The organism is Agromyces luteolus (assembly GCF_009729855.1).
Classification (GTDB): domain Bacteria; phylum Actinomycetota; class Actinomycetes; order Actinomycetales; family Microbacteriaceae; genus Agromyces; species Agromyces luteolus.
Window position 1 is genome coordinate 122,093 of record NZ_WODA01000023.1, and the last position, 23,798, is coordinate 145,890.

The following is a 23,798-nucleotide window of genomic DNA, read 5'->3' on the forward strand; positions in this document are numbered from 1 at the left end:
TGAACGTGCACAGATTCGGCCGGTCGAAACCTCGCGGCAATTTCTGTGAACGTACACAGAATGCCATCCGGCCTCGCTCGTGTCAACACCCCGCCGCAGTACAGTGAGTCGCATGACGACGAAGCCGGCCCGCTCCAAGCGGGCCACCGTGCACGACGTCGCGCTCGAGGCGGGGGTCTCGCGCGGCACCGTGAGCCGCTACGTCAACGGCGAGCGCTACGTCTCCGCGGCGGCGCGCGAGGCGATCGAGGCGGCCATCGCGAAGGTGGGCTACGTGCCGAACACCGCGGCGCGCAACCTCGTCATGCAGCGCACCCAGGCCGTCGGCTTCATCGTGCACGAGCCGCATTCGCTGTTCGTCGAGGACCCCAACATCGGCGAGATCCTGCTCGGCGCGAACACCCGGCTCTCCGAGGCCGACCACCAGATGGCCGTGCTGATCGTCGACACCGAGCGCGACACCGACCGGGTCGCGCGGTACCTCTCCGGCGGGCTCGTCGACGGCGTGATCATCGTCTCGGCGCGCGCCGACGACCCCATCACGCGCGTCGTCGAGCGGCTCCAGCTGCCCGCCGCCTACGTCGGCCATCCGCCCGGCGCCGCGAGCACCGCGTCGTTCGTCGTCATCGACAACCGAGGTGCCGCACGCTCGATCACCGAGCGCCTCGCCGCCACCGGACGGCGTCGCATCGGCATGATCGCCGCGGCACTCGACCGCGACTCGGGCGCCGACCGGCTCGCGGGCTTCCGCGAGGCGCTCGGCGACGCGTTCGACGAGGCGCTCGTCGAGCCCGTGCCGCTGTACTCGTACTCCGCGGGCCGCGACGGCATGCGCCGCCTGCTCGAGCGCGCGCCCGACCTCGACGGCGTCTTCGCGGCATCCGATGCGGTCGCCGCCGGCGCGATCGAGGCGATCAAGGAGTCGGGGCGGCAGGTGCCCGACGACATCGGCGTGGTCGGCTTCGACGACAGCGCCTGGGCGCGCCGCACCACCCCGCCGCTCTCGACCGTCAGCCAGCCGGCGGCCGGCCTCGGTGCCGGCGCGGCCGAGCTCGTGCTGGCGCGCCTGCACGGCGAGGACCCGCCTGCGGAGCGCCGCCTCGACTGCGAGATCGTCTGGCGCGGTTCCGCCTGACCGCAGGTCAGGGGCGGAGGCGTCGCCGGTACGCGGCGGGGGGTTCCCCGCACCGTTCGCGGAATCGCGCGTAGAACTGGCTCTGCGAGCGGAACCCCGCCGCGTGCCCGACCTCCGGCACGGGCAGCTCGGTGGTCAGCAGCAGGTGCTGGGCGCGGGCCACGCGGCACTGGGCGAGGTACTCGCCGATGGTGATGCCGAGCGCACGTCGGAACACCGTCATCGCGTGCTGCGGCGCGAGGTGGACGTGGCGCGCCACGTCCGCCACCGGCACGTCGTCGCCCGCATGTTCCGTGATCCAGGCGGCCATCGCCGCGGCATCGGGGCGGATGGCGCGGCCCGATTCGGCCGTCGGGGCGGACTCGCGCCCCCCGGCGACCGCGAGCGCCGCCCGACGCGCGAATCCCTCGATCTCGGCGCCGGCCGCCCGGCGCTCCTCGCCGCCCGACGCGAGCTCGACGGCCCACAGCGAGACCCGGTCGGCGAGCTCGAGACCGGGCCGCTCGGACACGAGCGCGAACCCGCCGGCGAGGAGCCCGCCCACGAACCCGCCCGGAAGTCGCCAGCCCAGCGCCGTCCCGAGCGGCACGGTGAGCCACGACACGAGGCTGCGAGACGCATCGGTGACGAGCTGGTGGGGCCTGGCCGCCCAGAACACCGCGAGCGTGCGCGGCGGGATCCGCACCGACCGCCCGTCGACGAGGTAGTCGAGCGCACCGGGCGACACGTTGAACTCGAGGTCGTCGTGGCGGTGCGCGACCGTCATCGCGGTCGGCGCCCCCTGCCAGCACGCCAGCCCGAAGGATGCCGCGCCGTGGACGATGTCGAGCGAGTCGTTGCGCATGATCCCGGAATCCTCGCACATCCGACGGGAAGAACTGCGTGATCCTCCGGCCTACGGTGGAGCACGACCCCACACCGGAAGGACCCGTCATGACCCTCGTCGACCCGCCCGCGCCCGCCGCGGCATCCGTCGCCACCGACCACCGCCTGACGCCCGAGCAGGTGCGCTTCTTCGACGAGCACGGGTACCTCGTGCTGCGCGGACGCATCCCCGCCGCCATGCTCGAGCGCCTGCGGGACGCCGCCGACGCCTGGGTCGCCGACGGCCGCGCGCTCGCGGAGGACGACCCCGCGGCATCCGACTACCAGTGGGCCACGCGCGGCGGCGAGCGCCGCATGTTCCGCGTCGACTACCTCCACGCCAAGGGTCAGGCCGCCTCGCTCGAACTGCTCGGCAGCCCCGAGGTGCTCGGCATCGCGGAGAGCCTCGCCGGTCCGGACTTCGTGCCGACGTACGAGTCGCTCGTCTTCAAGGACGAGGGCGACGGCGCCGCGATCGACTGGCACCAGGACGCCGTGCATCCCCGGACGCACCGCATCTTCAACGTCGACGTCTACCTCGACGCGTCGCGCGCGGGCGAGGGTGCCCTGCGCGTCGCGCCCGGGTCGCACCTCGCCCCGGTCGACGTCTGCCAGCTGCAGGAGGAGTACGGCTGGGATGCGCCGGGCGTCATCCAGGTCGAGCTCGAGCCCGGCGACGTCCTCGTGCACGACGTCATGGTCGTGCACGGCTCCGAGTCGGTGACGGGCAACCGCCTCCGCCGCACGATCTACTACGAGTTCCGCGCGGCCGAGCAGATCGCCGCCGAGGGCCCGTGGGACGCGGAGTGGATCGACCGTCGCCTCCGCCTGCTGCCCGTCGCGCTGCGCGAGCACGCCCGAGCCGACCCGGACGCCGCGCCGTTCGACTGGCGCATCGACCCCGCACTCGCACCCCGGTCGTCGGACGACGACGAGGCCGAGCTCCGCATCGCGCACCTCGTGCACTCCCCCGGCTCGTACTGCAGTGCGGGGAGCGTGCCGTTCACCGGGTGAGGCCCGACCGCCGGTCCCCGCGGCCGGGGCGCGGCCGCCGGGACGCGGCCGGAGTCAGCGCAGGGCGTCGGCGATCGGCGTTTCGCCGCGATTGAACCGGATGGTGCGTCCGATCGTGGCGGGCTCGACGAGGCTCGCCGCGACGGTCGCCGCGACGTCCGCGCGGTCGACGTCGGAGCTCTCCTCGCCGGTCGTGTCGATGCGGCCGGTCCCGGGCCCGTCGGCGAGGGTCGACGGACCGAGGATCGTGTAGTCGAGACCCGACGCGCGCAGGTGCTCGTCGGCGTCGGCCTTGGCGTCGGCGTAGTGGCGGAACGCGCTGTCGGCGGGCACCCGGTGGTCGACGCGCGAACCGAAGTACGACACCATCACGTACCGGGCGACGCCCGCCTGCGCCGCGGCATCCATCGACCGGACCGCCGCGTCGTGGTCGACCGCGCGCGTGCGGACCGGGTCGCCGCCGCCGGCGCCCGCCGACCAGACGACCGCGTCGTGCCCGGCGATCACGTCGGCGAGCTCCGCGACGTCGAGGGCCTCGATGTCCGCCACGATCGGATTCGCACCGGTCGCGCCGACCTCCGCGGCGTGCTCCGGATTGCGGATGACCGCGTCGACCTCGTCCCCGCGATCCGCGAGGATCCGCGCGAGCTGCAACGCGACCCGACCGTGTCCACCGATGACCAGCACCTTCGCCATGACCAGCCTCCCCGCCGTTCGACACACCCACGCTACTCACGCACGGGGCGCCGGGCCAGCGTCCGCGGATGCCGCTCCGATGCTGGCGCCGACGTCCGCCCCCGCGCCAGAATGAGGCAACGGACACACACGGAGGTGCGCATGTCGGTCGAAACGGTGCTCTGGGGAGCGATCTTCGCGATCATGGCAGTCGGCGGCGTCGGCCTCGCCGCCTGCCTGTGGGTGTTCGCGCGCGCACCGAAGCAGTGAGGCGACCCTCCGCCGTCGCCGGCGCCCTCCCGCGCCGATGACGACGCTGCGGAGCGCCGGCGTGCTTTTGCACCGCCGCGCGCCCGGGCTCGACGTGTTCATCGCGCACATGGGCGGGCCGTTCTGGGCGGGCCGGCTCGAGCGCTCCTGGTCGATGCCGAAGGGGCTCATCGATCCCGGCGAGGACCCGCGCGATGCGGCGTTCCGCGAGTTCGAGGAGGAGGTCGGCGTGCCGGCGCCCGACGTCGCCTACGTCGATCTCGGGACCGTCCGGGCCTCCGCCAAGAAGCTGCTGCACGTCTTCGCCGGCGAGGCGCCGGGCTTCGAGGTCGCGGAGCTGCGGCCGGGCACCTTCGAGATGGAGTGGCCGCCGCGGTCGGGCCGGACGGAGGCGTTCCCCGAGATCGACGAGGCGCGGTGGGTCCCCGTCGACGAGGCGCGCGAGCTGCTGGTGCGGGGACAGGTCGCCGCGATCGACCGGCTGGAGACCGCGATCGCGACCGGCGACCACGGCGGCTGAGCGGACTCCGGTCAGGCGACGGGCACGTCGCCGCCGACGTCCTCGGACGGTCTCCGGCGCCTCAGGTGCAGGTGCCTGCGCTCGTCGATCGACGGATCGGGGGCGTCCCACACCTTGACGATCGCCCAGCCGACCGCCGTCAGCGGCACGGCGAGCACCGCGCCCGCGATCCCGCCGAGGATCGTGCCCGCGGTCAGCGCGATGAGCACGACGAGCGGGTGCAGCTTCAGCGACTGCGCCATGACCACCGGTTGGAGCAGGTCGCCCTCGAGCTGGTTCACGGCGATCACGATCGCCACGACGATGAGGGCGACGATCGGACCGTTCGCGACGAGTGCGACGAGCGCGGCGAGGATGCCGGCGACCGTCGCGCCGACGAGCGGGATGAACGCCGTCAGGAACACGATGACCGCGAGCGGCAGCGCGAGCGGCACCTGGAGGATCGCGAGGCCGATGCCGATGGCGACCGCGTCGACGAGCGCGACGATGGCCGTGCCGCGGACGTACCCGCCGAGCACCTTGACCGAGGTCTCCCCGATGCGGCGGCCGCGCTCGAGCCGATCGCCCGTGAACGGCCGCATGAAGAAGGCCCAGATCCGGTCGCCGTCCTTGAGGAAGAAGAACAGCACGACGAGCATGAGCACGAGTCCGGTGATGAACTCCGTCGCCTGCGACACGCCGGTGAGCGCGCTCTGCCCGAACTCCGCGCTCGTGACGAAGTCGAGGATCCCGTCGCGCCACTCGTCGAGCTGCGACTGGTCGATCGGGATCGGCAGGCTCTGCACCCAGTCGACGAGGTCCTCGAAGCCCGCGACCGCCGAGTCGGCGAGGTCGTTCCACTGGGAGCGCACCGCGAACACGATGGCCGTGACGATCCCGCCGAGCACGAGGATGCCGCCGAGGAGCGCGGTCCACGCGGCCAGGATGGGCGGCATCCCGCGCCGGAGCCACGCGATCAGCGGGCTCGCGGCCGACGCGAGGATCAGCGCGATGAGCACCGGGATCACGATGAGCGTGACCCGCGTGAGCGCGAACACCGCGAGCGCACCGAGCGCGATCACGATGAGCACCTGGAGGCTGCGGATCGACCATCGGCCGAGGCGGTCGTTCCAGATCGGTCCGCCCGCGCCTCGGCGCGCGTGCTCGGCGGCCGCGGGCGGGCCGGGGTCGGGATCGCGTGCGGGACGGCGTCGGAGGACCATGGCTCGACCCTAGGCGCGCCGTGCGCGCCGGCACAGGCCTTGACCCGGTGCGTCCGCGACGCGACGACCGCCGATCCCGGGTCGGGCGCGCGCATCGGGCTTCCGTGCGTCGGCGAGCGCCGCGGCCTAGCATGCAGCATGCCCTCGACGCCCATGCGCGACCTCAGCCATCCGATCGCCGACGGCATGACGGTCTACCCGGGCGACCCGTCGGTGCACCTCTCCCCCGCGCTCGAGCTCGGCCGCGACGGCGCGGCCGTCACCGCGCTCCGGCTCGGGTCGCACACCGGCACGCACGTCGATGCCCCCGCGCACGCGATCGCGGGCGGGCGGACCATGGCCGAGGTCGTGCTCGACGAGCTCGTCGGCGAGGCGGTCGTGTTCCACCTCGAGGGCCTCGCCGACGGTGCGACGTACGGGCTCGACGAGCTCGCCGCCGCGCTGCCCGGGGGCGCACTGCCCGCCGCGCTCCCCCCGATCGCGATCGTCGACACCGGGTGGTGGCGGTGGTTCGGCGACGAGCGCGCGCTGCGGCATCCGTCGCTCGACCCGGCCGCCGCGGCCGAGCTCATCGCGCGCGGCATGCACGTGCTCGCGGTCGACACCCTGAGTCCCGATACGACGGATGCCGCGGGCACGACGTCGTTCCCGGTGCACGAGGTGGTCCTCGGCGCCGACCACCTGATCGTCGAGAACGTCGCGGGACTCGATGGCCTGCCGACGCACGTGCGGGTCGGCTTCTTCCCGCTCCGGCTCGGAGTCGACGGCGCGCCCCTGCGCGCGGTCGCGTTCGGCGGCTGATCGGGGTTCCGCGGAGCCGGGAACGCGAGCAGACTGGGGCGATGGACCTCGGTGCCTTCTCCGTCAGCCTCGCCGTCGACGACCTCGCCGCCTCGCGGGCGTTCTACGAGCGGCTCGGATTCGAGGCGTTCGGCGGCGACCCCGACCAGGGATGGCTGATGCTCCGCAACGGGTCCCACGTGATCGGGCTCTTCCGGGGCATGTTCGAGCGCAACCTGCTCACGTTCAACCCCGGGTGGGACCAGTCGGCGTCGGAGGTCGACCCGTTCACCGACGTCCGCGAGCTGCAGCGGCGTCTCCGCGAGGCCGGGGTGGAGTTCGTGTCGGAGGTCGACGAGGGCGGGTCGGGACCGGGGAGCTTCGTCGTCGTCGACCCCGACGGCAACCCGGTGCTCGTCGACCAGCACCGTTGACGGGCCCGGCGATGGATCCGGTCCAGGCGCTGGAGGAGATCGCGTCGCTGCTCGAGGTGCAGCTCGCGTCGCCGTTCAAGGCGAAGGCGTTCCGCCGCGCGGCGGGCGTGATCGGCCCGCTCTCCGACGACGAGCTGCGCGCCCGCGCGGCCGACGGCCGGCTGAAGAAGACCCCGGGCATCGGCGACTCGAGCCTCGGCGTGATCGTCGAGGCGCTCGACGGAAGGGTGCCCGGCTACCTCGCCGACCTCCGCGAGAAGGCGGGCGTCGAGACCGCCACGGGGCTTCGGGCGCTCCTCCGCGGCGACCTGCACGCGCACTCCGACTGGTCGGACGGCACGACGAGCATCGCCGCGATGGCGCGCGCCGCGGCATCCGCCGGGCTCGAGTACTTCGCGCTCACCGACCACTCGCCCTCGCTGCGCGTCGCGAACGGCCTCTCGCCCGAACGGCTGGAGTCGCAGCTCGAGATCGTGGGCGCCCTGAACGCGGGGCTCGCCGAACCCGACCGCGACGACGACCCGCGCCGCGATCGCGGCGACCTCGGCGTGCGGATCCTCACCGGCATCGAGGTCGACATCCTCGAGGACGGCGTGCTCGACCAGCGCCCCGACCTTCTCGACCGACTCGACGTCGTCGTCGCGAGCGTGCACTCGAAGCTGCGCTCGCCGCGCGACGAGATGACGAAGCGGATGCTCCGTGCCATCCGCGACCCGCGCATGAACGTGCTCGGGCACTGCACGGGCCGGCTCGTGCAGGGATCCCGCGGCACCCGGCCGCAGTCGGAGTTCGACGCGGAGGCCGTGTTCGCCGCGTGCGCCGAGCACGACGTCGCGGTCGAGGTCAACTCGCGGCCGGAACGCCAGGATCCGCCCGACGACCTCATCGCGATCGCCCTCGAGGCCGGCTGCCGGTTCTCGATCGACACCGACGGGCACGCACCCGGCCACTTCGGGTTCCTCGCCCTCGGCGCCGCCCGCGCCGAGGCGGCCGGCATCCCGCCCGAGCGGATCGTCACGACCTGGGACGCCGACCGCCTCGTCGACTGGGCCGGGTCGAAGAAGCGGGTCGCCCCCTAGGCGCCGGGGCCGGGGCCGGAGCCGCCGTCTCGCCCGGGCACGACACTTCCGCGCGAGCGCTCCGCGAGCCAGTCGAGCACCTCGGGCACCACTGCGAGCACGGCGACGTGCCCGTCGTCGAGCCGCATCCACAGCCGCGCGTCGGGCAGGCCCGCGACGAGGCGCACGGCGTGCGAGCGCGGGATCACGCGGTCGAGCTCGCCGTGCACGAGCAGCACGGGAACGCGGACGTCGGCGAGTTCGAAGCCCCACGCCCGGGTGAACGCCACGTCGTCGTCGACGAGCCCACCGGGTCCCGACGACTCCGCGCGCTCGGCGTCGCGCCCGACCGCGCCCCACGCGCCGCCGAGCGCCGCGACGTCGCTGTCGACGAACTGCGCGGGGTCGAACTCGTCGGTCTCCGCGAACCGCATCCGGTCGTCGCGTGAGGCGGCCGCCGCGCGCAGCGCGCCGGGTGCGTGCATGGCGGCGAACCACGCCTCGCCGCCTGCGTACGGTGCGGGGCTCGCGAGCGTCGGCGGTCACGCGGCCCCGCAGCAGGGCCGCGCATCCGAGCGCGTGCGGACCCCCGCCCGAATACCCGGCGACGGCGAAGCGATCGACCCCGAGCGCGTCCGCGATCGCCGCCACGTCGGCGGCGACGGAGCCCACGTCCCGTGCCGCGCGCGGCGTCGACCCGCCGTAGCCGGGACGCGCGAACGTGACGAGCCGGATTCCGCGCGCCCGGGCAGCCTCGGCGAGCGGCTCCAGCGGCTCGCCCGTGTGGGGCGATCCCGCGTGCCAGACGATGACGGGCGCGCCCGGATGAGGCGGACCGGAGTCGTACACGCGGATGACTCCACCGTGGGGCGACGGAACGTCGACGACCGCGGGGCCGGGGGGCTCGGCTCGCCGTCGCCCGGATCCGGCCGCGCCCGGCACGCTAGCGCTCGACGGCCCGGCGGCCGTCGCGTCGCGCGACGAGCGACCTCAGCCAGAGGAAGACGACGACGGCGACGACCGCCACGATCGCGAGCTTCACGACGAACCAGAGCACGCTGAACACGAGGTCGACGAGGAACCACGCGATCACGACGGCGGCGATGACGCCGAGGACGGTCCAGATGGTGCGGCTCATCCCTCGAGCCTAGCCCGGCGAGCGCTCAGCGGGCCCGCTCGTCGCGCGGCGCCCGGGTGGACCAGAGTGCGAGCCCGATGAGCAGGGGCTGGAAGAACAGGCGCACGAACCGCGCACGGTCGGTCGTGAGCCCGAACGCGTCGCGGCGCTCGCGCCACTGCGCCACGTTGCCGGGGAAGACGGCGGCGAAGAACACCGCCACGATCCAGCCGATGCGCGACCGCTCCCGCGGGAGCGCCACGAGCGCGGCGCCGAGCCCGACCTCGACGACGCCCGAGCCGACGACGACCGCGTCGGCGTCCATGGGCACCCACGGCGGCACTTGGGCGCGGAACTCGCGCCTGGCCCAGAACAGGTGACTGATGCCCGCGAACACGAGGCTCGCGGCGAGGAACCAACGACCGGCGGTCCGCGCGGGCGTCGATGGCGGCACTGAGGGCGAACGGGTCATGCGGTCGAGCGTACGAACGGAGACGGTCCTCCGTCATCCGTCGGCCGGGCGTTCGCAGGAAACCGTCAGCCCTGCACGCGCCCCGACTTCGCGGCGATGCGCTTCAGCCTCGGCGGCGTGGCGGCGAACCACGCGACCACCATGGCGACGACCGACAGCGCGAAGATCGCGAAGCCGATCCAGTCGTCGGCGTCGCGCGCCGCGTACATCTGGTTGAGCTTGCGCAGCGCGCCCGTCGAGAGCACGAGGACGACGTGCACGAACGTGAAGGCGAGGAAGAACAGCATCACCGGGTAGTGGAGGGCCCGCGCCATCCGCTCGGTCTGCGCAGACGCCCAGCGCCCCTCGACCGGCCAGATCGACGACAGCCGGAGACCGGTCAGAAGCGCGAGCGGCGACGCGATGAACACGACCGCGAAGTACGCGAGCTGCTGGAGTGCGTTGTAGACGATCCAGGAGTCCTCCGTCGGCCACTCGAGGGACGCGTACTGCAGCGCGGCGGAGATCGCGTTCGGGACCACGGCCCAGTCGGTCGGCACGATCCGCAGCCACTGGCCGGTCGCGAAGAGCAGCACGACGTAGGTGATGCCGACGAGCACCCAGAGGGCGTCGAGCCAGAGGTGGAACCAGAGCCAGATGCCGAGCCGCCGTGGCGCGCGCTTCGTGCGCGGCCAGCGCGTGTTGTCGCGCGTCCAGAATCCCGGCGGACGCCGCTTGCCGCGGAGTTCGAGCCCGGTCTTGACCAGCAGCACGAGGAAGAACGCGTTGAGGAAGTGCTGCCAGCCGAGCCACCACGGGATGCCCACGGGGGTGCCCTCGGGCGGCGGGACGATGCCTGGGTAGGTGGCGATGAACTCCTCGACGGCGGGCTGGGCGACCAGGACCCGGGCGATCACGACGGTCACGACGAGGGCGACGACCGCGATCGCGGTGCCCCAGAGCACGCGCGTGCGCTGCGCCTTCCACCATTCGGCGGCGCGGGCGGACGTCGTGGGGGTCGTGGTCATGCGGCGTCGGGTCCTTCTCCAACGGATGCCGGCGGCAGCCGGCTGCCGGCGCGGCGTCGGCGCGCACCGGGCGTGAAACGGATGCCTCCGACGATATCGCCGTCGGCTGGGAGCGCGTGACGCGCGCGCAACACCGCGTCGCACCGTGCGCGAGACCTATGCTGGCCCGATGCTGCACGATCTCGCCGACGGGGCGCGGATGCTCGTCCGCGGCTTCGCGTTCTGGCGGCGCGACCCGGGCGTGATGCTGCTCGGACTCGTGCCCGCGGCGATCGTGTTCGCGCTGCTCGTGTGGGGCCTCGTTGCCCTCGGCGTCGGCCTGCCCGGGCTGGTCGACCTCGCGACCCCGTTCGCCGACGCCTGGCAGGACTTCTGGCGCCTCGCGTTCCGCACGCTCGTCGCCGTCGTCGTGTTCGCGGGCGCGGCGGTGCTCGCGTTCGTGACGTTCACGGCGCTGACGCTCATCGTCGGCGACCCGTTCTACGAGCGCATCTGGGCGGCCGTCGAGACCGACGCCGACGGCGTCGCGCCGGGCGAGGGCCCCGGGTTCTGGAGCGGGGTCCGCGGGTCGCTCGTGCTCGTCCTGCAGGGCCTGCTCTCCGCCGTCCTCGTCGGGCTCGTCGGCCTGGTCCCCGTCGTGGGCACCGTGGCGGCCGCCGTCCTGGGCGCCGTGCTCACCGGGCGCCTGCTCGCTCACGAGCTCACGGCGCGCGCGCTCGACGCCAGCGGCATCCCGCCCGAGCGTCGTCGCGCGCTGCTCCGCGCGAACCGGTGGCGGTTCCTCGGCTTCGGGGTCGCGACGCAGCTCTGCTTCCTCGTCCCGCTCGGTGCGATCGCCACGATGCCGGCCGCGGTCGCGGGCGCGACGCTGCTGGCGAGGTCGGCGCTTGACAGCCCGGAGCTCTCGCGGGAGGCTCGCCCAGAGTCCTGACGACCGCGATGCGTGAGGGGACGCCGATGTCGCAGACCGCCGACGCGCCCGCGCGGCATCACGCGCGCTGGGTCGTCGCGGCGCTCTGCACGGGCACCCTCCTCAGCGCGCTGAACTCCGGGATGATCGCGGTGGCGCTGAGCACGCTCCGCCGCGAGTTCGGCGTCGACGTCGCGACCGTGACCTGGGTCATCTCGGTCTACTACCTCACCTCGGCGGTGCTGCAGCCGATCATGGGCCGCCTCGCCGACCGCTACGGGCCGCGTCGCGTGTTCGCGATCGGGATGTGGACGGTCGCGCTCGCCGGCGCGGTCGGCCCGTTCGCGCCGAACCTGGTGCTGCTGTGCGCGGTCCGGGTGCTGCTCGCCGTCGGCACGGCGACCGCGTTCCCCTCCGCCGCCGCGATGCTCCGCGCCGTCGCCGCGACGAACGGCGGGAACGCCACGAAGATGATCGGGCGCATCCAACTGGTCGACACGAGCTCGGCGGCGATCGGCCCGGTCCTCGGCGGGCTGCTCATCGTCGGCTTCGGCTGGCCCGCCATCTTCTGGATCAACGTGCCGCTCGCGGCGCTCGCGCTGGTCAGCACCGGACTCCTCGCCCCGCGCGACGCGCCCAGGGCCCACGTGCCGCTCCGGCGGACGGTCGCCGAGTCCGACCTGCCCGGCATCGCGCTCTTCATCGTGGCGATCGCGACGCTCCTGGGGTTCCTCCTCGAGCTCGCCCACGACCCGCCGTGGCTGCTGCTGCCCGTGGCCGCGATCGCGGGCGGACTGTTCGCGTGGCGCGAGCTGCGCGCCGCGTCGCCCTTCATCGACCTCCGCCTGCTCGCGGCGAACCTGCCGCTCGTGCGGGTCTACGCGCTCTTCATCCTCGCCAACCTCGTCTTCTACGGGGCGCTGTTCGGCATCCCGCAGTACCTCGAGGACCACGCGGGGTACCGCACCGACGTCATCGGCCTGCTGCTGCTGCCGCTCGCCGCGTTCAACGTCGTCACGGCACCGCTCGTCGAGCGCCTCATCGACCGGCGCGGCCTGCAGCGCGCGCTCGTGATCGGCCTGGCGGCGCTCACGGTCGGATCGGTCGCGCTGCCGCTGCTCGGGGCGTCCACCGCGCCCTGGGTGGTGCTGGCGGCGACGGCGGCCGTCGGCATCCCCTACGTGTTCGTGCTCGTCTCGATCACCCAGTCGCTGTACGTCGCCGCGCCGACCGAGCGCGTCGGCCAGGCGGCCGGGCTCTTCCAGACCGCGCGCTGCCTCGGCTGCATCGGCGCGGCGGTCGTCGTCGGGCTGTCGTTCTCGGGCGGGACCGACCCGCCCGACTGGGTGCTCCTGGCGACGGTCACGGTCGTGCTCGCGCTCGCGACCCTCGTCGTGGCACTCGCGTGGCGGCCGCGCGCCTCCGCGTGACGAGATCGGCCCGATTCGCGCGCGGGTGCATCCGATCCCGCCCGACCGGGCGAAGTAGGTGGCGAGGACCGGCGACGGATGCCGCGGCGGCCGCCCACGCACCGCGGCCTCCGTCGTCGCTCCGCTCAGTGCGTGCCGGCGAGCACCTCGCCGACCCACTCGGGGACGAGCCGGCTCGCCGGCCCGAGCCGGCTCTCGGCGAAGAAGGGCGTGATCTCGCTCTCGGCGAGGTTCAGCTCGATGGTCGTCGCGCCGAACGCCGATGCCGTGAGCACGAAGCCGGCCGCCGGGAAGACGGCCCCCGACGTGCCGATCGCGACGAACGCCTCGCATCCGGCGAGCGCGACGTCGATCTCGTCGAGCCCGTAGGGCATCTCGCCGAACCAGACGACGTCGGGGCGGAGCATCCGCTCGCCGCACGTGGGGCACTGCGGACCCGGCAGCAGGTCGCCGGGCGCCTCGGTGCGGGCCTCGCAGGCGACGCAGCGCACGCGGCCGAGCTCGCCGTGCATGTGCAGCACGCGTGCGGATCCGGCGCGCTCGTGCAGGTCGTCGATGTTCTGCGTGACGATGAGCAGGTCGTCCCCGAGCTCGCGCTCGAGCGCCGCGAGCGCGTCGTGCGCCGGGTTCGGGGCGACGGATGCCACGGCCCGGCGCCTCGCGTCGTAGAAGCGCTGCACGGTGTCCGGGTCCAGTTCGAACGCCTCGGGCGTCGCGACGTCCTCCACGCGATGGCCCTCCCAGAGGCCGCCCGCGTCGCGGAAGGTCGGCACCCCGCTCTCCGCGGAGATCCCGGCACCGGTCAGCACGACGATGCGCGGAGTGCCGCCGAGGCCGGGCGTCACGCGACGGCTCCCGGCAGGCGCCCGCGGAACACGAGCACGCGGGTCGGGCCGAACGGGAACGACGGCACGCGCACGAGACGCGACTCGTCGGCCTCGAAGCCCGCGGCGGCGAGCGCGGCGCCCGTGTCGCGGTCCCAGTGGCATCCGTGGCAGAACCGCCTCGAGAACGGGGTGACCGCTCGCTGGACGCCGCGCTTGAGCGTGCCCGGCGGCGCGACGACGTGGTCGACGAAGACGACCGTGCCGCCCGGGCGCAGCACGCGCCGCACCTCGGCGAGCGCGGCCGACTGGTCGGTCACCGAGCAGAGCACGTACGTGCCGACGACCGCGTCGACCGAGGCGTCGGGCAGCGGGATGTGCTCGGCCACGGCATCGAGCGGGACCTGCTCGTGCTTCCACTCGCGGGCCCGCTGGGCGAGTTCGACCCGACGCTCCGAGTCGGGCTCGAGGCCGATCCACTCGACCGCGGGGTCGAACGCGCCGAAGTTCTCGCCCTCGCCGGCGCCGATCTCGAGCACCCGGCCGCGCACGCGCCCGATTACCTCGCGCTCGAGGTCGTCGAGGGCGTCGTCGGTGATGAGCGGGGGCCGCGCGGCATCCATCACGTCATGCGACCACGCGGCGCCCCGATCGTCAAGCGACCGATCGACTGCTCAGCGACGCAGCCAGGCCGTCGTCTCGGCGGGCAGCACGCCGTCGCCGAGGTCGCCGCTCGCGACGAGCACCGACCCTTCCGGCAGGGCCACGGGCTCGGTGCCGAAGTTGGCCACGACCTCCCAGCCGCCGGGCCGCCGGAAGTGCACGACGTCGGGCTCGGCGGTCGGGACCCATTCGAGCTCCTCCGCGCCCTGGAGGTCGCGGCGCAGGGCGAGCGCGCGACGGTACAGCGCCAGGGTCGACGCCGGATCCTCGTCCTGCGCCTCGGCCGCGAACTCGCCGAACCAGTCCGGCTGCGGGAGGTGCGCGCCGTCCGCCCCGAAGCCGAACGAGGCGCCGTCGGTGCTCCACGGCAGCGGCACGCGGCATCCGTCCCGGCCGATGTCGACGCCCGGGTTGCGGAAGTACGCGGGGTCCTGCCGCTCCGAGGCGGGGATGTCGGCGACCTCCTGCAGTCCGAGCTCCTCGCCCTGGTAGAGGTAGGCGGAGCCCGGCAGAGCGAGCACGAAGAGGGTGGCGGCGCGGGCTCGACGCAGGCCGCGTTCGCGGTCGAGCGCCGGCGTCGTCCCGCCCGAGAGCAGCCATGCCGCACCGTGCTTCTCCCCGGGCACCGCGGGCTCCGGGAGGCCGTAGCGCGTCGCGTGGCGGACCACGTCGTGGTTCGAGAGCACCCAGGTGGTCGACGAGCCGGAGTCCGCGGCGAGCGCGAGGTTCGCGTCGACGATGCGCCGGAACTCGGCGGCGTCGAAGGGCGCCTCGAGGAGGTCGAAGTTGAACGCCTGCCCGAGGCCCTCGACGCTCGCGTAGCGCGGGCGTCGGTGGGACTCGACCCAGGCCTCGGCCACGGCGGTGCGCGGCGGCGAGTACTCGTCGAACACGCGTCGCCACTCCGCGTAGATCTCGTGCACCTCGTCGCGGTCCCACAGCGGGTGGGCCCCGTCGCGCGGCAGCGCGTCGAGCGTCGCCTGGTCGGGCAACTCGTCGTCGAGCCGCTTGGCGAGGCCGTGCGCGACGTCGATGCGGAACCCGTCGACGCCGCGGTCGGACCAGAAGCGCAGGGTGCGAAGGAAGTCGTCGCGCACCTCGCGGTTGTCCCAGTTCAGGTCGGGTTGCTCGGTGGCGAAGTAGTGGAGGTACCACTGGCCGTCCCCGACGGGCTCCCACGCCGGGCCCCCGAACGCGCTCGTCCAGTCGGCGGGCGGCAGCGATCCGTCCGGGCCGAGCCCGTCCCGGAAGACGTAGCGGGCGCGGGCCGCCGAACCGCGCGGGGCGGCGAGCGCCTCGCGGAACCACTCGTGCCGGTCGGAGGTGTGGTTCGGCACGATGTCGATGACGACGCGGATGCCGGCCTCGTGCAGTGCCGCGACGAGCGCGTCGAAGTCGGCCAGCGTGCCGAGCCTCGGATCGACGTCGCGGTAGTCGTCGACGTCGTAGCCTCCGTCGGCGAGCGCCGACGGGTAGAACGGGCTGAGCCAGACCGCGTCGATGCCGAGGCCCTGCAGGTAGGGCACGCGCGAACGGATGCCGCGGAGGTCGCCGAGTCCGTCGCCGTCGGCGTCGGCGAAGCTGCGGGGGTAGATCTGGTAGACCGCGGCCTGACGCCACCAGTGGGCGTCGTCGTCGTGCGTTCGGCTGAGGTCGGGGCGTGCGAGCACGTCGCTCATCTCGGTGCGGGTCCTTTCGTCGGACGGTGGGAGGTCGGGTCGCGGAAGCGGGAACGGTGCGAGGTGGGGGCGGGCGGGGCTCAGCCCTTTACGGCGCCCTGGGTCACGCCCTCCATGACCCAGCGCTGCGTGAAGAGGTACACGATGATCGCCGGCGCCATCGCCATGAGGTACGACGCGAACGACACGTTGTAGTTGTTGCTGAACTGGGTCTGGAAGATCGACTGCACGACCGGCAGCGTCTGCTGGGCCGAGTCGGCGATGATCAGCGACGGCATCATGAAGTCGTTCCACGACGCGAGGAAGGCGAAGATCGCGACCGTCGCGCTCATGGGCGCGAGCAGCGGGAAGATCAGCCGCCGGAAGGTCTGCCAGGTCGTCGCGCCGTCGATGCGGGCGCTCTCCTCGAGCTCGAGCGGGATCGAGCGGAGGAACGCCGTGAACAGCAGGATGCTGAACGAGAGCTCGAACATGATCTTCAGGATGATGACGCCGACCGGGTTCGCGAGGCCGACGAGGCCCGTGAGCTGGATCTGCGGGAGCGCCACCACCGGGAACGGCAGGAACAGCGCCGTGAGCAGGTAGAAGAACGACCAGCGGAACAGCCGGTGATCCCAGTTCCGCACGATCGCGTACGACGCGAGGGCCCCGAGGATCACGGTGCCGACCACGGTGCCGGCGGTGATGAACAGCGAGATCAGGAAGGCGACCGGGAAGTTGGTCAGCTCCCACGCCTGCGCGAAGCCCGAGAAGTCGATCGGGCTCGGCAGGGAGAACGCGTTGCCGTCGACCGCCTGCGACGTCGACTTCAGCGACATCGAGATCGTGACGTAGAGCGGGAGGAGCACGGTCAGGGCGCAGAGGAGCAGGATGACCAGGGTCGACCAGTTCGTCCGCTCCTGGCCGACGCGGCCCCGGCGGCGCGGCGCCCGCGTGGCGACGGCTGCGTCGCTCGAGCGCGTGGTGGGGACGGAAGCGGGATTCCGCTTCGCTGCTGTCTGGGTCATCAGTTCGCCGCCCTTCCGCGGGAGATTCGGAGTTGGAGGACCGAGATGGCCACGGCGATGATGAAGAAGATCGTCGCGTTGGCCATCTGGTAGGCGTAGTCGCCGCCGGTGAAGCCGGTGAAGATCGTCATCGCGATGCTGCGGGTGGCGGTGCCCGGACCGCCGTTCGTCAGGCCGACGATGACCTCGTACACGTTCAGGTAGTTCTTGAAGCCGATGATGATGTTGATCACGACGTAGCCCGCGACGAGCGGCAGCGTCACCGACCAGAGCCGGCGGGCCGCGCCGGCCCCGTCGATGTCGGCGGCCTCGTACACTTCGCCGGGAATCGAGAGCAGCCCGGCGATGTAGATCAGCAGGGTGGCGGGGATGGACTGCCAGGCGGTCACGATCACGATCGAGACCCAGGCGAGGTCGGGGTTCGCGAGAATCGACTCCGACAGCCACGGGATACCGGCGGCCGCGCCGAACGCCGGCAGGGAGTTCGAGAACAGGAAGTTGAAGACGTAGGCGATCACGATGCCCGAGATCACCATCGGGATCACGAACACCGCGCGGAGCGGCGTCTTCAGCTTGATGCGCGACGTGAGCCCCACCGCGAGCAGGAAGGCGATGACGTTCACGAGCAGCACCGTCACGATCGCGAAGCCGAACGTGAAGCCGTAGCTCGCGAGGATCGCCGGATCGCTGAACACGGCGATGTAGTTGGTGAACCCGGTGAACTGCCAGTCGCCGAAGCCGATGAAGTTCGTGAACGAGTAGAAGATCCCGAGGACCGCCGGGACCGTGATCGTCAGCGTGAACAGCGCCAGCGTGGGGATCAGGAACCAGTAGTAGATCGGGTCGACGCGCGTCCGACCGCGCCGATCGTGGCGGCTGCCGGCCAGGTGGTCGACGCTGCCGTGCTCGGCCTCGTCGACGAGTGCGCCGGCCGATGCCGCGGCGGTGCTGACAGGTGTGCTCATGTCGGGGTGTCCTTTCGAATCGCCGTCAGCCGCGCAGCGCGAGTCGCGCCCAGTCGGCGTCGATGGTCGCGAGCGTCGACGGGATGTCGCCGCCGGTCGCCATGGTCTGGATGTAGTTGTCGATCGGGATGGTCAGCGGGATCGACCGCGAGAGGCCCTGGTAGAACGCGCCGGCGTCGTAGTACTCCTGCATCGGGACGATGCGCTCGTCGGTGACGGGCGCGGCATCCGTCGTCGTGCCGAAGCCGAGGAACTCGGCGTTGTACTCGTCCATCACGTCCTGCTGCATGAGGTACGACACGAATTCGCGCGCGGCCTCCTTCTCGGTGCTGGCCTCGGGGATCCACAGGGCGAGGTCGAGGTTCACCCTCACCTTGAGATCGTCGGGGTCGTCGCTCGAGGGCAGCGGGAACGTGGCGAGCTCGAGGTCGGGGTTCGTCTTCGCGATCTCGCCGAGCGCCCACGGGCCCTGCATGTACATGGCGCCCTCGCCGTTCGCGAACGCGACGTTGCCGTCGCCGTAGCCTCGGCTGGCCGCGTCGTCGTTGGAGTACTCGGCGAGCTGCCGCATCTGCTCGCTCGGCTCGAGGATGTCCTTCTGGAAGGACACATCCGAGTCCGGGCCCACCTCGGTGCCGATCTCCTCCATCTGCTCGAGGAACCCGGGCACGTCGATTGAGCCGCCGACGGAGTAGTCGAAGAGTCCCTGTCCGAGCGTCCACGGGTCCTTGAACGTGCTGTAGATCGGCGTCACGCCGGCCGCCTCGAGCTCGTCGCACACCGCGATGAGCTCGTCCCACGTCGTGGGGACCTCGATGCCGTGCTCCTCGAAGATCTCGACGTTGTAGATGACGGATGCCGCGGCGACCGAGTACGGCAGGACGCTCGTCCGGCCGGGGTACGTGGCGTACTGGTCGACGAGGTCCTGCACCTCGGGGCGGATGCGGTCGGCCTCGGGCATGTCGGAGAGGTCGGAGAGCGCACCGCGTTCCATGAACCGCGCCATCTCGTAGTTGTAGTTGAGCAGCCCGACGTCGGGCGGATTGCCGCGGAGGAAGCCCGCGGAGAGGTTGGACGCCGTGTCGAGGGTGACGCGGACGTCGTCCTGCTGGTCGTTGAACTCCTCGACGAGGGCCCGGAAGTACGGGATCGCCTCGGGCTTGGACATGTGGAAGGTGATGTCGGAGGTTCCGCCGCCGGCGGAACCGCACCCGGCGAGCGCGAGCGCCGTGGCGACGGCCGCGGCGGCGGCGAGCGCCGCCCGGGCACGCGTGCGGCCTCGGGCCGGTGCGGGTCTGGTGATCGCGGTACGAGGCACGTCGTCGTCTCCCCTTGGTTCTAATGGTCGGCACGCGACGGCGCGTCGACCCTGACCGGACTAAATCTAGGATGTAGATTTACTCTGTGTCGTAAATAATGACGGAGGGATCGGGAAAGGTCAAGGGCATGGGCGAGAACGACGTCGCGACGTCGCCACAGGTGCTGCGGCGCGTCAACGCGCGCCGGGTCCTCGAGCACGCATGGCAGACGGGCGCCTTCACGGCCGCCGACGTGATGACCGAGACCGGGCTCACCCGGTCGACCGTGATCGGACTCTGCGACGAGCTCGTGCGCATGGGGTGGCTGACCGAGCTCGAGGACGCCAGGACGTTCGGCACCTACACGAAGGGCCGCCCGGCCCGCCGCTACTCGCTGCGGGAACGCGCCGCCGTCGTCGTCGCCCTCGACGCCGGGTACGACCACGTCTCCGCGACCGTCGCCGACCTGCGCGGCACGCCCCTCGCCCGGCGCACCGCCTCGATCGCCGCGGCTGGGCCCGGCCGGACGGAGCGACTCGCCGATGCCGCAGCGCGGCGCTCGCTCGCCCGGACCACCGTCGACGAGGCCCGGCGCGCCGCGGGCGTCGCCGCCGAGGACGTCGTCGCGATCGCGATCGCGGTCCCCGCACCGGTCGACGCCGACGGCACCTCCCCCGCCGAGCACTGGTTCTGGAACCTGACGAATCCCGGGTACGCCGAGCTGTTCGGGGGCGACGCCGAGATCGTCGTCGTCGAGAACGACGCGAACCTCGCGGCCATCGCCGAGCGTTCGGCGCCGGGCGGCGGCGGCCGCGACGTCGACTCCTTCATCGCCCTCATCGTCGGCGAGGGCCTCGGCGCGGGCCTCATGATCGACGGGCGGCTCGTCCGCGGGCGGCGCGGAGGAGCCGGCGAGCTCCGGTTCCTCGACCACGTCGAGGGCGTCGGCTCGGCCGACGGACTCGCGCTGCTCGCCCGGCGATGGGCCACGGAGGCCGTCCGCTCGGGCGCCGGCGCCGGCGCCGACAGCGCGCTCGAGCGCCTCGATCCGGGGTCGATCGACGAGACGCAGGTCGGCGCGGCCGCGCTCGAGGGCGACCCCGTCGCCCTCGAGATCGTCGACCGCCTGGCGGCTCGACTCGCCCGGATCTGCCTCGTGCTCGGCGACCTCCTCGACGTCGACCGCATCATCGTCAGCGGCGACGCGAGCCGGTCCCTCCCGATGGTCATCGACGCCGCTGCGCGGGTGATCGAGGGGAGCGACGATCCGAGCGCGCCCGAACTGCGGACCTCGACGCTCGGCGAGGGCTGCGTGACGGCCGGGGCGATCGAGCACGCACTCGCAGCGGTCCGGGCTCGCGCGCTCGACCTCAGGCCGTCGACCCGCGGGGCGGCCTGACCGGGCCGGACGCCGCCGGACGTGCCGACGACACCGACCTGCGGTCGGATCGCGCCGGCGGGCATGATGGTCCGCATGAGCTCCCTCGCCGACCTCCACGCCGTCGTGGAGGCGTTCGCGCACGAGGCCGCGGGCACCGACCCCGAGGCCCCGGTGCGATCCTCGATCTGGCCGACCGTCGGACGGATCGTCGATCACCTCGGCACCATCCAGCGCTGGGCCGCCGAGCAGGTGCGCACCGGCGCACCCGCCGACCGGCGGGCGTTCCGCCGACCCGAGGGAGCGGACCCGGCGGCCTGGTTCCGCGAGGGCGCACAGCAGCTCACGCGCACGCTCGACGGCGCCGACCCCGAGCGCTCGGTCCCGATCCTGTACGGGGCGACGGGCACCGTGTCCTTCTGGCAGCGACGGATGGCGCACGAGGCGACGAAGCACCTGTGGGACCTCCGATCGGCGCGCGACCCCGATCCACGGTTCCCGCCCGAGGTCGGCGCCGTCGGCCGAGCGGACGCCATCGACGAGTTCGGCGACGTGTTCATGGCGGAGGCGCGACGTCGCGGCATCCAGCACCTCGCCCGGGCCGTCGCGCTCGTGGCGACGGACACCGCCGACAGCTGGCGCGTCTCGCCGAAGTGGGTGCTCGATCGTGACCGGCGGGTCGCGGCATCCGCCCCGCCCGCGGCCGCGACGATCTCGGCCGAGGTCGGCGACCTCGCGCTGCTGCTCTGGGAACGCGCGGACCTCGCGGCGCCCGACGGCCGGTTCCGCGTCGACGGGGAGCCCGGCGTGGCGACCGCGCTCGCGACGACGCCGGTGCACCTCTGACCCGTGCGCCGACGACCCGTGCACCTCTGAGCACGCCCGTCGCCGCGCTGCTCGTTCGCGCGGGGTTCTTCCGGACGTCACCGGCGGGGCCTAGCCTGAGCGCGGATCCGAACGCCAGCAGAGGAGCTCGCATGTCCACGAGACGACCCGATCGCCCCAGCACCGCACGCCGCACCCCGCTCGTCGCCGCCTCGGTCGCGGCGCTCGCGCTCGGCGCCTCCCTCGTCGCCGCACCGGCGCACGCCGCGCCCGGCGGCGAACCCGGGCGCGCCGACACCGTCCGCGTCGCCACCTACAACCTGTCCCTCAACCGGAACTTCGAGGGCCAGCTCGTCGCCGACCTCTCGACGCCCGACAACGCGCAGGCGAAGACCGTCGCCGAGATCATCCAGCGCGCGAACCCCGACATCGTGCTGCTCAACGAGTTCGACTACGTCGAGGGCGGCGTCGCGGTCGGCCTGTTCCGCGACAACTACCTCGAGGTCTCGCAGGGCGGGGCCGACCCGGTCGAGTATCCGTACGCGTTCGTCGCACCGTCGAACACGGGCATCCCGAGCGGGTTCGACCTCAACAACAACGGCGTGGTCGGCGGCGGCGACGACGCGTTCGGCTTCGGTTTCTTCCCCGGCCAGTTCGGCATGGCCGTGCTGTCGAAGCACCCGATCGACGTGGAATCGGTGCGGACCTTCCAGCACTTCCTGTGGAAGGACATGCCGGGCGCGCTGCTGCCCGACGACCCGAACACCGCGGCGCCCGCAGACTGGTACTCGCCAGAGGAACTCGACGTGTTCCGCCTCTCGAGCAAGTCGCACTGGGACGTCCCCGTCGAGATCGGCGGTCGCACGGTGCACGTGCTCGCCTCGCACCCGACGCCGCCGACGTTCGACGGCGCCGAGGACCGCAACGGCACGCGCAACCACGACGAGATCCGCTTCTGGGCCGACTACGTGAGGCCCGGCGCGGCCTCCCGGTACATCTACGACGACACCGGCGCGACCGGCGGACTGAAGCCGGGTTCGTCGTTCGTGATCATGGGCGACCAGAACGCCGACCAGCTCGACGGCGACTCGGTGGATGCCGCGATCCAGCAGCTGCTCGACCACCCGCGCATCACCGACCCGCTGCCCACCTCGGAGGGCGCGGTCGAGGCGTCCCTGCTGCAGGGCGGCGCCAACCTGACGCACGAGGGCGACCCCGCCTACGACACGGCCGACTTCAACGACAACCCGGCGCCCGGCAACCTCCGCGCCGACTACGTGCTGCCGTCGAAGGACCTCCGCGTGGCCGACGCGGGCGTGTTCTGGCCTGTCCAGGCCGATCCGCTGTCGGCGCTCACGGGCACCTTCCCGTTCCCGTCGAGCGACCACCGGCTCGTCTGGGTCGACGTGCACGTGCGACGCTGACGACCCCGGTTCGAGTAGCCGCGAAGCGGCCCCCGGTGGTCGAGTAGTCGCGAAGCGGCCCCCGGTGGTCGAGTAGCCGCGAAGCGGCGTATCGAGACCCACACGAACGGGTCTCGATACGCGCCTGCGGCGCTACTCGACCACCGGGAGCGACGCCGGCGCTACTCGACCACCGGGGGCGACGCCGGCGCTACTCGACCACCGGCTCGGCCGCCGGCGCCGGCAGCCCGGCAGCGCGGTGGGCGGATGCCACGAACGCGGGCCGCACCCGCTCCCACCCGTCGAGGTACCCGCCGACCATCGCGGCGTCGCGCACGAGCACGAGCTCCGCGGCGCCGAGGCGCGGGTCCGGGGCATCCGCGGCCTCGAGCACGTGCTCGAGCTCGGACCGGAACCACTCGCGGTGCGAAGCCACCGCCCTCCGCACGCCGCTGTCGGCGTCGGGGTACTCGGCGGCGGCGTTGATGAACGGGCACCCGCGCGTGTGGTGGCGCGCGACGTCGTCGGCGAGCCCGTCGATGACGAGGCCGACGAGTTCGCGAGGTTCGGCTCCGGTCGACTCGGCGGCGTCGAACGCGGCGCGGATGTTCGCGTCCTCGACGCCGAGGTACGCCTCGACGAGGTCCTCCTTGCTCGGGAAGTGCCGGTAGAACGTCGCTCGGGTGACGCCCGCCTCGCCCACGATCCGGTCGACGCCGACGGAGTGGATGCCCTCGCGGTAGAACAACTCGCTCGCGGTGGCGAGCAGGCGCTCGCGTGCAGCCGAGGTGCCGTTGGGGGTGGTCCGTGTCGCCATGCCGTCCATGATAGAACGATCTTTCTCTTTTTGCTTGACACGGCTTCCGCC

At 72.9% G+C, this 23,798-nt stretch carries 25 protein-coding genes and 1 pseudogene; 11 read left to right on the forward strand and 15 right to left on the reverse strand.

Annotated features, from left to right (window positions below; genetic code table 11):
* Positions 1-112: 112 nt before the first annotated feature.
* On the forward strand, positions 113-1,135 hold the full coding sequence (locus tag GLX25_RS12430; protein ID WP_155842768.1) for a LacI family DNA-binding transcriptional regulator: 1,023 nt from the start codon (positions 113-115) through the stop codon (positions 1,133-1,135).
* 7 nt (positions 1,136-1,142) lie between these two features.
* Here GLX25_RS12430 and GLX25_RS12435 read toward each other — a convergent pair whose 3' ends face one another.
* Positions 1,143-1,979: a helix-turn-helix domain-containing protein gene (locus GLX25_RS12435; protein ID WP_155842769.1), complete on the reverse strand. Its 837-nt coding sequence runs from the start codon at positions 1,977-1,979 to the stop codon at positions 1,143-1,145.
* Between the two features lie 89 nt (positions 1,980-2,068).
* Here GLX25_RS12435 and GLX25_RS12440 point away from each other — a divergent pair, with 89 nt between their 5' ends.
* Positions 2,069-3,013 carry a phytanoyl-CoA dioxygenase family protein gene (locus GLX25_RS12440; protein ID WP_155842770.1) on the forward strand — a complete coding sequence of 315 codons (945 nt, stop codon included), beginning with the start codon at positions 2,069-2,071 and terminating at the stop codon, positions 3,011-3,013.
* A gap of 54 nt (positions 3,014-3,067) precedes the next feature.
* On the opposite strand, the gene GLX25_RS12445 is transcribed toward GLX25_RS12440, so the two are convergent.
* On the reverse strand, positions 3,068-3,709 hold the full coding sequence (locus GLX25_RS12445; RefSeq protein WP_155842771.1) for an SDR family oxidoreductase: 642 nt from the start codon (positions 3,707-3,709) through the stop codon (positions 3,068-3,070).
* A 310-nt stretch (positions 3,710-4,019) separates the two neighbouring features.
* Between GLX25_RS12445 and GLX25_RS12450 the strand changes: the two genes are divergently transcribed.
* Positions 4,020-4,478, forward strand: coding sequence for an NUDIX hydrolase (locus GLX25_RS12450; RefSeq protein ID WP_309299146.1), 459 nt, complete (start codon positions 4,020-4,022; stop codon positions 4,476-4,478).
* A gap of 11 nt (positions 4,479-4,489) precedes the next feature.
* Here GLX25_RS12450 and GLX25_RS12455 read toward each other — a convergent pair whose 3' ends face one another.
* A complete protein-coding gene (locus GLX25_RS12455) occupies positions 4,490-5,680 on the reverse strand; it encodes an AI-2E family transporter (protein ID WP_155842773.1) in 1,191 nt (396 codons plus the stop codon).
* A 138-nt stretch (positions 5,681-5,818) separates the two neighbouring features.
* Here GLX25_RS12455 and GLX25_RS12460 point away from each other — a divergent pair, with 138 nt between their 5' ends.
* From GLX25_RS12460 to GLX25_RS12470, 3 genes are read left to right on the forward strand one after another with little or no spacing between them, the layout of a single operon-like run.
* Positions 5,819-6,481, forward strand: coding sequence for a cyclase family protein (locus GLX25_RS12460; RefSeq protein ID WP_155842774.1), 663 nt, complete (start codon positions 5,819-5,821; stop codon positions 6,479-6,481).
* A gap of 41 nt (positions 6,482-6,522) precedes the next feature.
* Complete coding sequence (locus GLX25_RS12465; RefSeq protein WP_155842775.1) at positions 6,523-6,894, forward strand: VOC family protein; 372 nt, start codon at positions 6,523-6,525, stop codon at positions 6,892-6,894.
* Positions 6,895-6,905: 11 nt separating this feature from the next.
* Positions 6,906-7,973 carry a PHP domain-containing protein gene (locus GLX25_RS12470; RefSeq protein WP_155842776.1) on the forward strand — a complete coding sequence of 356 codons (1,068 nt, stop codon included), beginning with the start codon at positions 6,906-6,908 and terminating at the stop codon, positions 7,971-7,973.
* Here the strand turns inward: GLX25_RS12470 and GLX25_RS18575 are convergent.
* The 5 genes and pseudogenes from GLX25_RS18575 to GLX25_RS12490 form a co-directional block, all read right to left on the reverse strand.
* Positions 7,970-8,437, reverse strand: coding sequence for an alpha/beta fold hydrolase (locus GLX25_RS18575; RefSeq protein WP_205719889.1), 468 nt, complete (start codon positions 8,435-8,437; stop codon positions 7,970-7,972). The two genes, GLX25_RS12470 and GLX25_RS18575, sit on opposite strands and share 4 nt — an antisense overlap.
* Positions 8,438-8,570: 133 nt before the next feature.
* Positions 8,571-8,894 (reverse strand): annotated as a pseudogene (locus tag GLX25_RS19490) (hypothetical protein); the annotation flags it as partial.
* Between the two features lies 1 nt (position 8,895).
* Entirely contained in the window at positions 8,896-9,090 is a 195-nt protein-coding gene (locus tag GLX25_RS12480) for a hypothetical protein (protein ID WP_155842777.1), read from the reverse strand.
* A gap of 25 nt (positions 9,091-9,115) precedes the next feature.
* Entirely contained in the window at positions 9,116-9,541 is a 426-nt protein-coding gene (locus GLX25_RS12485) for a DoxX family protein (protein ID WP_155842778.1), read from the reverse strand.
* A gap of 65 nt (positions 9,542-9,606) precedes the next feature.
* Positions 9,607-10,548, reverse strand: a complete 942-nt coding sequence (locus GLX25_RS12490; RefSeq protein ID WP_155842779.1) for a cytochrome b/b6 domain-containing protein — start codon at positions 10,546-10,548, stop codon at positions 9,607-9,609.
* Between the two features lie 169 nt (positions 10,549-10,717).
* Here GLX25_RS12490 and GLX25_RS12495 point away from each other — a divergent pair, with 169 nt between their 5' ends.
* Positions 10,718-11,479 (forward strand): EI24 domain-containing protein, encoded by a 762-nt coding sequence (locus tag GLX25_RS12495; RefSeq protein WP_240898337.1) that lies wholly within the window; start codon positions 10,718-10,720, stop codon positions 11,477-11,479.
* Positions 11,480-11,505: 26 nt separating this feature from the next.
* Positions 11,506-12,888 carry an MFS transporter gene (locus GLX25_RS12500; protein ID WP_166548777.1) on the forward strand — a complete coding sequence of 461 codons (1,383 nt, stop codon included), beginning with the start codon at positions 11,506-11,508 and terminating at the stop codon, positions 12,886-12,888.
* Between the two features lie 125 nt (positions 12,889-13,013).
* Here GLX25_RS12500 and GLX25_RS12505 read toward each other — a convergent pair whose 3' ends face one another.
* The 6 genes from GLX25_RS12505 to GLX25_RS12530 all read right to left on the reverse strand — a co-directional run bounded on the left by GLX25_RS12505 (position 13,014) and on the right by GLX25_RS12530 (position 19,344).
* Positions 13,014-13,733 carry an NAD-dependent deacylase gene (locus tag GLX25_RS12505; protein ID WP_271192472.1) on the reverse strand — a complete coding sequence of 240 codons (720 nt, stop codon included), beginning with the start codon at positions 13,731-13,733 and terminating at the stop codon, positions 13,014-13,016.
* Entirely contained in the window at positions 13,730-14,335 is a 606-nt protein-coding gene (locus tag GLX25_RS18890; RefSeq protein WP_155842782.1) for a class I SAM-dependent methyltransferase, read from the reverse strand. The genes GLX25_RS12505 and GLX25_RS18890 overlap by 4 nt, the downstream gene beginning before the upstream one ends.
* A 51-nt stretch (positions 14,336-14,386) precedes the next feature.
* On the reverse strand, positions 14,387-16,054 hold the full coding sequence (locus tag GLX25_RS12515; protein ID WP_155842783.1) for a glycoside hydrolase family 13 protein: 1,668 nt from the start codon (positions 16,052-16,054) through the stop codon (positions 14,387-14,389).
* Between the two features lie 80 nt (positions 16,055-16,134).
* Positions 16,135-17,061: a carbohydrate ABC transporter permease gene (locus tag GLX25_RS12520; RefSeq protein WP_155842784.1), complete on the reverse strand. Its 927-nt coding sequence runs from the start codon at positions 17,059-17,061 to the stop codon at positions 16,135-16,137.
* Complete coding sequence (locus tag GLX25_RS12525) at positions 17,061-18,026, reverse strand: carbohydrate ABC transporter permease (protein ID WP_155842785.1); 966 nt, start codon at positions 18,024-18,026, stop codon at positions 17,061-17,063. Before GLX25_RS12525 ends, GLX25_RS12520 begins: the two co-directional genes overlap by 1 nt.
* Positions 18,027-18,051: 25 nt before the next feature.
* The gene (locus GLX25_RS12530) at positions 18,052-19,344 is read right to left on the reverse strand and encodes an ABC transporter substrate-binding protein (RefSeq protein ID WP_271192471.1); all 1,293 of its coding nucleotides are present in this window, start codon (positions 19,342-19,344) and stop codon (positions 18,052-18,054) included.
* Between the two features lie 98 nt (positions 19,345-19,442).
* Here GLX25_RS12530 and GLX25_RS12535 point away from each other — a divergent pair, with 98 nt between their 5' ends.
* The 3 genes from GLX25_RS12535 (at position 19,443) to GLX25_RS12545 (ending at position 22,951) form a co-directional block, all read left to right on the forward strand.
* Positions 19,443-20,723, forward strand: a complete 1,281-nt coding sequence (locus tag GLX25_RS12535) for an ROK family protein (protein ID WP_155842786.1) — start codon at positions 19,443-19,445, stop codon at positions 20,721-20,723.
* A 75-nt stretch (positions 20,724-20,798) separates the two neighbouring features.
* Complete coding sequence (locus GLX25_RS12540) at positions 20,799-21,548, forward strand: maleylpyruvate isomerase family mycothiol-dependent enzyme (RefSeq protein WP_166548778.1); 750 nt, start codon at positions 20,799-20,801, stop codon at positions 21,546-21,548.
* 131 nt (positions 21,549-21,679) lie between these two features.
* Entirely contained in the window at positions 21,680-22,951 is a 1,272-nt protein-coding gene (locus GLX25_RS12545) for an endonuclease/exonuclease/phosphatase family protein (RefSeq protein ID WP_155842788.1), read from the forward strand.
* Positions 22,952-23,141: 190 nt separating this feature from the next.
* On the opposite strand, the gene GLX25_RS12550 is transcribed toward GLX25_RS12545, so the two are convergent.
* Positions 23,142-23,747 carry a TetR/AcrR family transcriptional regulator gene (locus tag GLX25_RS12550; protein ID WP_155842789.1) on the reverse strand — a complete coding sequence of 202 codons (606 nt, stop codon included), beginning with the start codon at positions 23,745-23,747 and terminating at the stop codon, positions 23,142-23,144.
* Positions 23,748-23,798 lie beyond the last annotated feature (51 nt).